The organism is Serratia plymuthica NBRC 102599, assembly GCF_001590925.1.
In the GTDB taxonomy this organism is placed as follows: Bacteria; Pseudomonadota; Gammaproteobacteria; order Enterobacterales; family Enterobacteriaceae; genus Serratia; species Serratia plymuthica.
In genome coordinates this window covers 165,034-177,318 of the sequence record NZ_BCTU01000001.1, presented here as the reverse complement: position 1 = coordinate 177,318, position 12,285 = coordinate 165,034, and the positions used below count along the sequence as shown (strand labels likewise).

Sequence of the window (12,285 nt, the reverse complement as noted above, 5' to 3'; positions counted from 1 at the left end):
TGACCGTCTAAACGATCACCTTTAATAGGCTGCCAGTTACACAGAATTATGGACAGGCTCAGAAACCAGTCCCCATTGACACGTTTGTTATACATTCGCGCTTTAGAGAGTATTATCAAAGGAGTGAAAACATTGCCTCAAGTCCTCCGAGAACACTGCAATGGCTCGCTTCCGCCTTTGGCTAAGCGTAATATTAGGTATATGAGATGTCATCATATTTATTACGTCACCTTTGAACTGTGTATCTGCATCCTTCCAAAGGATTGTCGTCCAATACGTAATTACACTTCCGTGAGAAATTCCTGCATTCTTCAAACTAGTGAGGCGTGATATTTTTTTACCGTTGAAGACCACTGAATGTGAAAGAGAAACATAAATCCCTTCTGTAGAAATTATGGTTGACTCAGGAAGTTTAAAAAACTCTCGAAAAATACCCAGAAGATCCTGACAACTGAAATTGTCCGATACTGGGACACGATAAGCAGTGTCGTGTCTATTCGAATAAAGGAAGACGTCGAATGATGAGTCCTCAATATTCTGTTTCAGTTGTTCAGAATAGTGGTCGAGAAAACGATTATGTATTGCATCAAGAACTCTTGCGCGTGGAACTTCGATCAGTCGTCTAAAGTTACGTTCTACCTCCACTGGATTTTTTTCGCAAAGTCCAACCCAGTGTGAATTTGGAAAAATTTCTATATCAGGTAGCGCTTTCTTTAGCGTAGCTTCGGCAATGCCACTTATAGCCACATTCACACACAAGACGTATCTTTCCCACTTGAGTTCAGCTTGAATGAGTTTAGCTGCTTCTATGGATTTCACTACATGGGTCACATTAAAATCACCTGATTTTCCAGATTCGATGCTTTTACATTGATAGGCAATCTTCTTAGAAGGGTCGTAAATATCTACACCTTGCTCAGGTGGGTTTCTGACATAAATTTCCGTCGTCTTGTTACTCAAGTTCAATAGCTTGCAGCAAAATAGCTCCCATGCCTTAGAGAAGTCCTGCTCTTCCGCTACATATAAGAATGGAGGTATAAGTCGATAGTGTGTGCTCATCTGTAATCCGTTTAATAATTAAATAAAAATCCCAAACACCAGGAATTCGGATATTTTTTATTTCACCTTAACTTTTACGCATGGAATAATAACATCGACATTAGCAAACGAGTAACATCATAAGTGTCATTTTCCTAAAGCTTTACGGCGTGACTTTACCCATGCCGCAAGCTTTTTAATATTTATTCCAAATCCTGCGAAGTTTGGCTCAAGAATTAAAGCATCAACCAATGCCCCATGCTCGGATGCCCTTAGTTCTTTAGTAATGACGAAGTTCTTAATTTCTTTCTTATCACTAATATCAGTAAATATTTTCTCTATTAGGTCTATTACATCTGAAGGCTGCTTGCAAATGTCTCTTATCTTCAGAAAGATAAGAGAGTCAATAATTTCAGACTCTGCCTTGCAATTGTTTGCTTCGATGAAATATTTCGGATGGACCGTCGTTATCATCAATGCAGGTAATATTGTATTTAGCCCTTGTCCATTTATTTTCACCCAGGAAAGCACTTCTGAATAAAAATGACTATCAGGTAGTCCACGTACCATTACAGAATCATTTTTTGCGCAAAATGACTCAATTCTAGGAAGGTTAGCCATTAACGTATTTGATATAGGTTCATCCCAATTGTAATAGTCGAGTATCTAAAGATAGTAATCTCTTTTTTCCGAAAGAGGAAAATCCGATATTGAATTCACATGAAGACCCATATACACCCCTTATATTACCATTTTAATTAATTGGGCCATTTGGAACTACTTACCAATTTCTCCTGCGCTTTTCTTATTTTTTCAAGCTCTTCTACAATGGGGTTTCTCTCACTTTCACTTTGTTCGAAAGGCCTTAGGTCTATATGATTCTTTTCAATAACTTTTTTATCCATATAGCTATAAGTTGCAGTTATTACAAATTGCTGCGGCAATGAATTTTTTGACTCACCAAAAATAAGCCACCCTTGGCCAAGGGCGAAGAGTAAACTTTGGTTAGGAGCGAAGCTATCAAAAGTTGATGTAAACACACTAATATCCTTTAAATTTCTATCTGGTTCGTCAAACTGATGAAAATCCTTATCCAATTCAAACTTGACGTTTAAAGCTGGTATTCTTCCAATGTTATAGATTTTTAAATATAGAAATGAAGTATGAGACCTCACCACTGGTTGAATAACCAAATAAGGACGGGACATCGCTTCCGTTTGTTCTTTCATCATTTGAACTGAACGTTCACTTATATTAGACATTTTGTATGTTAAATATGCATAAATGCCTGTGATTATAACGAGAATTGCAGTAAGAACTTCCATCATCATCTTTTACTCCTACATACAATTTAACTGAACTGTTATACACAAGTATAAATTTTCATGGTTTTTATTCATGTAGCATAAACTAATGCTGATTCATCTCTATTTCAACAAATTGTTTTGTAATTTTTGAACTGGACCTCAACATAGCTTATACAGATAGTACTCGAGTTGCTAAACTTTCTCTCAGTTAACATTTTCATATTACCTATTATTTCAATAAGGTATCTTCCATTGAAATGACTAAATAGCTAAGAGCATTTACTTATAGTAAAGAGCACCTCTGGCACTAACATGACTGTCAGGCCTGATTGGACACAAAAAATCATCAGATTAAGTACAAATCAATTCAGCTACACCTGCCATACCCCCATCACAAGCTACACACCCAAATACCAGACGCTCCTCCCCCTTTACCACTAACTTCAAAGCTTCCCCAACTCACCAAGCCCCCTACTTCCGCCCCGCCCCTTTAAGCCCGCGATTTAAATCCTGAATGCGTTTCATGGTTTTCATCGTGCGTGCCGAAGTGGCCGATGCGACGGAAAGAATCAGCATTTCCAGGCACACCAATACGGTGCCGTGCAGCGGTAAGCGGCCATTCTCGCCGCCGCGGGGAACGTTGATCACGACATGCGCTTCCCCGGCAAAAAATGAGTCGCTGGCGTTGGTCAGCAAAATAATCGGGATGCCGAGGCGCTTCGCTTCGCGAAGGGTTGTCCTCCCTTCCCTGTGCGCCGACTTCTGCGCCATCATGATCAACACGTCGCCGCGCTGGAGGGTGATCAACTGTTCGGCGAGGGCAATACCGGAGCGGTTAAGCGATACCGCAGGAATGCCGATGCGATTAAACAGCCGGGCGCTGTAGTCGGCCAAAATCCCGGAGGCATTAATGCCGAATAGCGCCACCTGGCGTGCCTCTATCAGCAAGCTCACCGCTTGCGAGATGGCCTGGCGGTTGTGCGGTTCAGATAACACGTCGCAGGCGCGCTTATGCCCCCCTAACACGAAATCGATGCCGGAATTGATGTCGCAGGCCAGATCGCTCACGGTCGCGTTCATCTTTTCTTCGGAGTTGACCGCGGTGCCGAACCAGGCTTCCAGCGTGCTTTTCATGTCGCGCAAGCCGGCAAAGCCTAATGCCTGCACCGCCCGCACTACGGTGGCATCCGAGGTGCCTGTCGCTGCGGCAATCTCCATGGCGCTCGCTTCCATTACGGCCTCGCGATGCTCATGGATGTAGCGCACCACCGCCTGTAATCGTGGTGAAAGGGCCGCTGCACGCGCGCGGTAACGTTCGCCAAAAACATCGACACGTTTTTTTATTTCATTTCCCGCCATAATCTTTGCTCAATCCGTTTGTTTTTCATCGGTTTATTGACCGGGGCCATCCTGCAAAGGCCGCCTCGTTCGCGCTAAATGTAGTAGCCGTCAGGCTATGAAAATAGTCCCATCTCGGCCAGTCAACGGAAAGCCGTCGCCAATCCGCAACCAACAATTCAACAAAATTACTTTAAATACATAGCATTATACAAAAACAATCACCCACATAAAACGAGGCATTTTTTCACGCAGCGCTGTAGTGGTGGGTTAAATTTTCATATTTACTACTACATTGCCCTATGATTGAATGATTATCAATTACATTGATATCAAGACTTCCCTTACCCTGGCGGTTTCACTTAAAAACAGCCGGGTTTTTATTGGCAAAAAGAAAATAACAACATCATTAACACCGGGTTTAATTAGATGAATAACAACACATTGTTTTATTTTAAACGCAGCTGCCATCCGGCCATTCTTGCCGCAATCTATGGCGCCGCGTTTTTCACCTCAGGCGCCAGCTATGCGGCATGGAACGACAATACCCTCACCGTTACCGGGCAAGCGGCAGACGAACAGGGTTACAGCGCCAGCACCAGCTCCGTTGCCGGCAAAACGCCAACCTCCAGGCTGAATGAAGCGCAGTCCGTCAGCGTAGTCACCCAACAACAGTTAGAAGATTATCAGGCCGAAAGCCTGGCCGATGCGATGCGTTTTGTCAGCGGTGTCACCGAAGGCAACACGCTGGCAGGCACCGAAGATGGCTTTGTGCGCCGCGGTTTTGGTTCCAACTCGGACGGCTCCATTTACCGCGACGGCGTGCGTAGCAGCCAGGGGCTGAATTTCGATGCCACCACCGAGCGCGTTGAAGTGCTGAAAGGCTCGGCTTCGCTGCTGTACGGCATCCAAAATCCGGGCGGCGTGATCAACGTCGTCAGCAAAAAACCGCAATACGACTGGCACACCCGCGTCAGCGGCCGCTACGCCAGCGAAGGCGGCGGTGCAGGCACGGTAGATGTCACCGGCCCGCTCGGCAACGGTTTTGCCTTCCGGCTGATTGCCGAGAAGCAAAATCAGGATTACTGGCGCAATTTCGGCAGTGACGAACACACGCTGATCGCCCCATCGCTGCAATGGTTCGGCGAAAAAGCCAGCTTCCTGATCAGCTATTCCGAATATCGCTACGACATTCCTTACGATCGCGGCACCGCCTTTATTGACGGCAAACCGGTCGATATCGGCTATAAAAACCGCCTGGACGACAAAGCTAACCATGCCTGGGGCCACAACAAAACGCTGAATGCCCAGTATGGCTGGCAGTTCAACGAAGACTGGAGCACCCGCCTGACGCTGGGCTGGAACCAGCGCCGCTACGACAACAACGAAGTCCGGGTGACCGGCGTCAACACCACCACCGGCGCCGTCACGCGCCGCGCCGATGCCAACCGCGGTTACAACCATAAAACCAAATACGTCTCCTGGGACCTGCTCGGCTCGCAGAACATCTTCGGCATGACGCACGATATCGTTCTGGGTACCGATTATGAGATGAACCAGACCTATCGCGCGCATCAATACCAGGGCAAGGCCAACAACAGCTTTAACCTCAACGATCCGCAATACGACATGCTGTCGCCCGTGACGGACAGCAGCACGGAAAACGTAGCCAACAGCAATAACCTGAACCGCATTCACAGCCGTTCGGTGTACGCCAAAGACAGCATCTCGCTGACGCCGGACTGGATCGCCGTGTTGGGCGGGCGCTATCAGCATTACGAGCAGCGCGCCTCCAAAGGCTTCAATCCGGTGGTGGAAACGCTGGATGACGAAGGCAACAAGTTCCTGCCGCAGGCTGGGCTGATTTATAAACTGACGCCGGATGTCTCGCTTTACGGCAGCGTCAGCAAATCCTTTACGCCGTCCACCAACGTCGACGACGACGGTGACGTCGGCAAGCCGGAACAGGGCACCACCTGGGAGATGGGCAGCAAGTGGCAGGTTTCGCCGCGCCTGTTCGCCAGCGTGGCATTGTTCAATATTGACGAGCGCGACATGTCGCTCAGCATCAACGGCGCAACGCGCGCTATCAATAAAGCGCGTTCTCGCGGTGCGGAATTCGAACTGAATGGCGAGATCTTGCCGGACTGGGAGCTGAGCGCCAATTACAGCTACACCAACGCCAAGATCATTGACGACGGCGTGAACGCCGCGAATAACGGCAACCGTCTGCAGAATGCGCCACGCCATTCAGGCGCGCTCTACCTGAGCCATAATCTGGTGATCAGCGGCATTCCGGGCGACTTCCGCGTCGGTGGTGGCGCACGCTACGTCGGCACGCGGGCGGGCGATCCGGAGAACAGTTTCACCCTGCCGAATTATGTGGTGGCCGACAGTTTCATCGCCTGGAACAACCGCCTGTTTGGCGAGAAAACGCAGTTGAAGCTGAATCTGAACAACCTGTTTAATGAGCACTATTACACCTCCAGCGGCGGCAATCTGCGCGTGCGCGAAGGGGAAACCCGTAATCTGATGGTGCAGGCAAGCGTGGAGTTCTAAGCCGTTCCGCCCCCTTTAGCCAGACCGAAGAAAAAGCCCGCTCGGGGCAAACCTGAGCGGGCTTTTTGTCGGGGTCGTTCCCTGGCTCCCCTATGTTGGCGGCAATGCGTTACGGCGTGGCGGTGTTAGCCTCCGCCGGTGCACGCAGGCCGCGCCCCGTCAGCGTGAAATAGGAAATGACGGTAAAGGTTGTGGTGATCAAACCAAGGATCAGATAGGCCTGATGGAACCCCACCGAGTCATACATTCTTCCCACCCAGGCGGAAAGCACCACGCCCGAAAGCTGTTTGGACAAATTAAAACCGATCAGGAACAAGGTTGCCGACACCCGGGGATCAAACACCGAGGAGATGTATTTAAAGGTGCCCACCAGCAGGAAAGGCAACTCAAACATGTGCAGCGTTTTCAGTAAAATCACTTCAATGCCGCTGCTGGCGAAGGACGAGCCGATAATCCTCACCGACATGATGGCGCCGGCCACCAGCAGCGCGTTTTTGGCACCGATGCGGTTAATGATAAACGGGGCGCAGAACATGATGCAGGCATTCAATAACTCCCCGCCGGTGGTGACGAAACCGAAGATCTCGGTGCCCCTTTGTGGCGATGAAAAGAAGCCTTTGAAAAAGTTGGCGAATTGCTGGTCGAACACGTCGTAAATACTGGCGACGCCAATCACGTATAACAGAAAGGCCCAGAAGCGCGGCATCTTTAACAGTTCCAGCGCCATGGCCAGCGAGAACTCGCGCTGATTCGCCCCCAGCTTGTCCATTACCTGCGCCGTCTGGTTCGGTTGCGGCCGGGATACAATCAACAAGACGGCCAGCACCACCCCGAACCCGGAGGCGATCCAGAAGGTAATGTTAGGGTTAATGCTGAACAGCAGCCCGGTTATCGACGCGCAAATGGCCCAGCCCACGCAGCCGGAAACCCGAACCTTGCCGTATTCAAAACGGTTGGTGCGGCTGACGCGTTCAATATAGGCCTCCACAGCCCCCGCGCCGCCGGAGAACACAAACCCCAGGTAAAGGCCCCCCGCCAGCGCGCCGGCATAAATATTGTATTGCAGCAAAGGCGCAAGCACGTAAATAAAGAACGGCGCGAATAAAATCAAAAGAATGACAATCGCCCAAAGCAGATGTTTGCGCAGGCCCAGCTTGTCGGAAATTAAGCCGAAAGCCACCTGGAAGATAATGGCAAACAAGGCAATAAATGAAAAAACCATCCCGGTTTCAGTTTTGGTGAGGTGATTGACATCCGAAAGCCATATCGGGAAAAAAGGGAAATACGCCGACATGATGAAATAGTAGAAAAAGAAGAAAAGCATAAAATAAATAAAGTTATGCCGTTCCTGCGCCGAGAGCTGAGTCAATTTCATAGTGTCACCTGGATTATTATTTTGTAATGGGGGGAATATTCCCCCCTCCACGCTTACTGATGCTTAATACTGACCTGATAACGCCACTGCGTTTCCTTTAACAACCACTCTTCATGCACGCTCGGCGTCCAGGAGTCATCGCCCCCCACGCCCATGTGCTGCGCATCCAGGGTGATCCAGATACCGGGTTCGGTGCGCAACAGATGCCAATGGTCGACGTCCATCAACTGTTTGCTGCCGTAAGGCATGATGGAGAAATGGAATAATCCGTCGACACGCCAGCCTCCCCAATTGAGCTCCTGGGTGTTGCAACGCAAGCCATTCTCCGTGGGGAAGACGTACGGGGTGACCATCTCGCTCAACGGCAGGCGCCAGCGTGAGAAACAGGCACTTGTTTGGCGGTCTGGGTAGTTCTCATGCGGGCCCAACCCTAACCACTCGACGTCTTCCGCTGCCGGTGTGGCCTGGAAAACCATGCCGATGCGCGCCAGCGGCGGCAAATGACCGGCACGCTCCCCTTCGACGTTGATCTTCAGCGCGCCGTGGCCATCAATCATCATCTGCCAGTGGCTGACGATCAGCACCTCATCGCCATAGCGGTAATGGAGGGTGCTGCGGATCTCCACCCGGTCTTCGTAAGCCACCGCCGTGCACTGGGTGCAGGTTCTCTGCATTGCATAAAGCCCGGCTTTTTTCCAGCGTTCCACCCAGGCGTTAGGGTCGATTCGTTCGACTTCACTGACCCCAATGTCGTTATCCAGCGGTGCACGCACAAACTGGTCGGTGAACGGGCTCATCAGCTTGCCTTCACCCGCCACCGTCCACTGCGTTAACAAACCGCTGTTACGGTCGATAAACCATTGCTGTTCGCCATGCAACACCCGATAACCCTCTTCATGAGTCTGCAGTTCAGGGCGAACGCCGGGTGTTGGCGCATCCGGCAACGCCAGCGCCGTCGGCAAGCGGAATTGTTGCCATGCGACGCGATGCCCGGCCGATGACCAGGCGGTGGCTTCCGGCTGGATAACTTCAAGGATCAGCGTGACATTGCGGGCATTGGCCGGCAAATCGATACGTTCCGCCAGGGTGACGACGGCATTGCCCTGTGGCGGGATGTCCAACGCCACCTCGCCCGACCGCCATTCGCGCCCATCCTGTTCAATGCGCCAGTGCAACCTTTCATTGTCGGTACGGCGGAACAGGTATTCACTGCCGACAGCCACCTCGAGCGGCGCATGGCCCACCAACGAAAACTGGAAGAACTGCTGCGCATGTTTGGCTTCATGGAGCGAAGGGTGTGGCGTACGGTCGGCAAACACCAGGCCGTTCAGGCAGAACTGCCGGTCATTGGGCGTGTCGTTGAAGTCGCCGCCATAGGCCGATGCCATCGAGCCATTCCCATCGTCTTTAAGCAGCGATTGATCGGCCCAGTCCCAGACGAACCCGCCCTGCAGCCGCGGATACTGACGAAACGCCCGCCAGTACTTATCAAAATCCCCCAGGCTGTTGCCCATCGCGTGGGCGTATTCGCACAGTATCAGGGGGCGGTTTTCGCCCGGCATCCCGACCCATTTTTTTATCGACCATTTTGGCACCCCAGGGATAAGTTGATCTTCATCCACCCGGGCATACATCGGGCAAAGGATATCCGTTGCCGCACTGTTGGCTCCGCCGCCTTCGTACTGGACCGGCCGAGTGGGATCGCTGCTTTTAATCCAGCGATAAAGCGCATCATGCAAACTGCCGTGCCCGGACTCATTACCCAACGACCAGATGATGATGGAGGGGTGATTGCGGTTACACTGCACCATGCGGGTCACGCGGGCGCTGTAAGCCGGGAACCAGCTCGGATCGTCACTCAGCCGCGCCATCGGCACCATGCCGTGCGTTTCGATATTGGCCTCATCCACCACGTAAAGGCCGTAGCGGTCACAGAGCTCGTACCAGCGCGGATTATTGGGGTAATGCGAACAGCGCACGGCATTAAAGTTGTTCTGCTTCATCAGCAGAATATCCTGAAGCATGTCCTCTTCGTTGATCGCCTGGCCGCGTTCCGGGTGGTGCTCATGCCGGTTGACGCCACGGATCAGCAGCGGCTTGCCGTTCACTTTCAGCAACCCGTCCGTTATCTCTACGCGGCGGAAACCGGTGTCCGCCGCCTCGGCCTCAATCAGCTCCCCATCGGCGCCATAAAGCGCAATGACGGCACGATAACAATGGGGTAACTCGGCACTCCATAAATCCGGCGCCTGCACCGGTAATGCAAAGGTCACGCGATCGGCATAAGCCCCCCGCTCGTCAATCGCCTCGGTGCCCAGCGGCTTGCGTTGGCCGGCGATTTTTTCGTCGCCTCGCCACAGGGATAACTCCACCTGCAGCCCCGCTTGCTGGGCTTTCCCCGCCGCGACCTGCACCGAGGCCTGCAAGGTGCCGTGCCGATACTCCGTATCCAGCCCGGCGGTCAGTTGAAAATCGGTAAGCTGGGTGTCCGGCTTGTGCAGCAGTGACACCGAGCGGTAAATGCCGCTCATGCGCCACATGTCCTGATCCTCAAGCCAGGTGCCCGAGCTCCAGCGCATCACCATCGCGCAGATACGGTTGCCGCCGGCATGCAGCGAGTCGGTTAAATCGAACTCGGCCGGTAAACGGCTGTCCTGCGAATAGCCAATCCACACCCCATTGCAAAAAAGATGGAACGCCGAGTTCACCCCGTTGAAGATGATTCGGGTTTTGCCTGCCTTCAGCCAGGCTTCAGGGATGTCAATTTCGCGCGAATAGCACCCCGTCGGGTTCTCCTGCGGCACAAAAGGCGGCTCGGTCGAGATCGGGTAACGGACGTTGGTGTAGATCGGCGCATCATAGCCGTCCATCTGCCAGTTAGAAGGCACGGTGACGGCCCGGCTGTCCGGGCCATCCGCCACCAACCAGCGCGGATCTACCGCTTCGGGCTGCGCCAGATAAACAAACTGCCATTCGCCATCCAGCGAAACGCGCTGGTCGGAGCGCCGGTTGTCCCTGGCCTCTTCAAGCGCGCGCCAACTGCGAAATTGCGGGTGGGCGGGCAATCTGTTGAGGTGGGTGACGGCCGGGTTCTGCCAGTCCTGCCGGGCCAAAACCTGACGGAGAACGCTGTCCGGCGAGTTATCCTTTACCGAATAAAGAGGCTGCTTCATAACAATCCTTACCTGCTGTCAAAGGGATGTATAGCGCTATACATTTTTAAACGAGTAAATACGATATCCGGCCTGACGGGCAATAAATTTGGTGGGTATATTTGAGCTCAATCACGCTATTTGTTGATTGTTTCCTATAATGTATTACGCATGACATTAAATGTTTTTTTAATACATTTTCAGACAGAAGGGCACATTGCGGGCTAAATAACTGCGTTTAATACCGCGACACCCAAACTTGAGACGGGTGGGAGCATGCAGGTTAGCCGATCGCCAAGCACATGGACGCGCGATACGAGCCTCCATGGACGGATTCACGGCGTGTCGGCGCTCTTCATGTTCCTCACCGGTAGCACTATTTAACGCCGCGCGTTATTGCGAGATTGAATTGATGAATAAACGGCAGGCAACGTTGGAAGACGTGGCAAAAGAGGCGGGAGTTTCCCAGCAAACCGTGTCGCGGGTGTTGAACAACCCGGATATCGTCTCCGAGCGCACGCGCAATAAGGTGCTGGGCGCGATGAATACGCTCAATTATGTGCCTAACCGCTCCGCACAGATCCTGGCCGGCAAAACCTTGCCGACGTTTGGCTTGATCACCACCTCCCTTGCGCTGCACGCCCCTTCGCAAATCGCTTCATCGTTCAAGCACCATGCGGAATTGGTGGGGTATCAGGTGGCGATATCGATGTTGAAAACCGGGCAGCTGAACGTCCTGCAATCGGCGCTGAATGAATTTCGGGCGCAGAAGATCAACAGCGTGGTCATGAGCCTGCCGCTGGAAAAAGCGGATGCGGAAACCCTGGCGCGGGATAACCCGGACATACAGCAACTGTTTCTGGACGTGCCGCCCGCCGCAGAGGTCTGCCACCTTGGCTTTCTTCACAGCGACGGCACCGCCAGCAGCGTCGACCTGCTTCTGGAACTGGGGCACCGGAAATTCGGTTTGCTGGCCGGGCCGGAAAGCTCCATTTCGGCACGGCTGCGCCTGGCCTGTTGGCGCGACACCCTGTATCAGGCGGGCATTGCGGAGACGGATACCGAGTACGGCGACTGGAGCGCCAACAGCGGCTGGGTAAAAACCATGGAATTATTCGGCAGGCACCCGGATATCACGGCAATGCTGGTCGCCAGCGACCAGATGGCGCTTGGGGTCATCAGCGCGTTGCGGCAACTCAACAAGCGCATACCGCAGGACGTGTCCGTGATTGGCTATGACGATACCCCCGACAGCCAGTATTTCCACCCCGCCCTGACCACGGTAAGGCAGGATTTTGATCTGATAGGAAAACGCGCAGTCACCCATTTGTTGAGTATGGCGAATCAGCCGCAAGAGGCGTTTAACGATCTGTTGCCAACCACCCTGGTTATCCGGCAGTCCACCGGCAAACCTGAGGCTGCGGGTTCGGAAAACGCGCTTATCAGGCAACTGAAAGCGCTGGTGCAACAGTTGTAATAGGCAGCCTGCCAGAGGGAAATCTGAGCAGGCTTTTCT

At 52.1% G+C, this 12,285-nt stretch carries 8 protein-coding genes; 2 read left to right on the top strand and 6 right to left on the bottom strand.

Annotation, left to right across the window (positions count from 1 at the left end; genetic code table 11):
• Positions 1–102 precede the first annotated feature (102 nt).
• The 4 genes from SPL01S_RS00745 to SPL01S_RS00730 form a co-directional block, all read right to left on the bottom strand.
• Entirely contained in the window at positions 103–1,059 is a 957-nt protein-coding gene (locus SPL01S_RS00745; RefSeq protein ID WP_063196940.1) for a hypothetical protein, read from the bottom strand.
• Positions 1,060–1,185: 126 nt separating this feature from the next.
• Positions 1,186–1,608, bottom strand: a complete 423-nt coding sequence (locus SPL01S_RS00740) for a hypothetical protein (RefSeq protein WP_197913134.1) — start codon at positions 1,606–1,608, stop codon at positions 1,186–1,188.
• 188 nt (positions 1,609–1,796) lie between these two features.
• A complete protein-coding gene (locus SPL01S_RS00735) occupies positions 1,797–2,369 on the bottom strand; it encodes a DUF8453 domain-containing protein (RefSeq protein ID WP_174523935.1) in 573 nt (190 codons plus the stop codon).
• Positions 2,370–2,816: 447 nt separating this feature from the next.
• The gene (locus SPL01S_RS00730) at positions 2,817–3,704 is read right to left on the bottom strand and encodes a MurR/RpiR family transcriptional regulator (RefSeq protein ID WP_081113128.1); all 888 of its coding nucleotides are present in this window, start codon (positions 3,702–3,704) and stop codon (positions 2,817–2,819) included.
• A 408-nt stretch (positions 3,705–4,112) separates the two neighbouring features.
• Here SPL01S_RS00730 and SPL01S_RS00725 point away from each other — a divergent pair, with 408 nt between their 5' ends.
• Positions 4,113–6,242, top strand: a complete 2,130-nt coding sequence (locus SPL01S_RS00725) for a TonB-dependent siderophore receptor (RefSeq protein ID WP_063196936.1) — start codon at positions 4,113–4,115, stop codon at positions 6,240–6,242.
• A gap of 109 nt (positions 6,243–6,351) precedes the next feature.
• Here SPL01S_RS00725 and SPL01S_RS00720 read toward each other — a convergent pair whose 3' ends face one another.
• Positions 6,352–7,617, bottom strand: coding sequence for an MFS transporter (locus tag SPL01S_RS00720; protein ID WP_004946661.1), 1,266 nt, complete (start codon positions 7,615–7,617; stop codon positions 6,352–6,354).
• Positions 7,618–7,670: 53 nt separating this feature from the next.
• A complete protein-coding gene (locus tag SPL01S_RS00715; RefSeq protein ID WP_063196934.1) occupies positions 7,671–10,790 on the bottom strand; it encodes a beta-galactosidase in 3,120 nt (1,039 codons plus the stop codon).
• 391 nt (positions 10,791–11,181) lie between these two features.
• On the opposite strand from SPL01S_RS00715, the gene SPL01S_RS00710 reads away from it, so the two are divergent.
• Positions 11,182–12,246: a LacI family DNA-binding transcriptional regulator gene (locus SPL01S_RS00710; protein WP_006326443.1), complete on the top strand. Its 1,065-nt coding sequence runs from the start codon at positions 11,182–11,184 to the stop codon at positions 12,244–12,246.
• Positions 12,247–12,285: the final 39 nt, after the last annotated feature.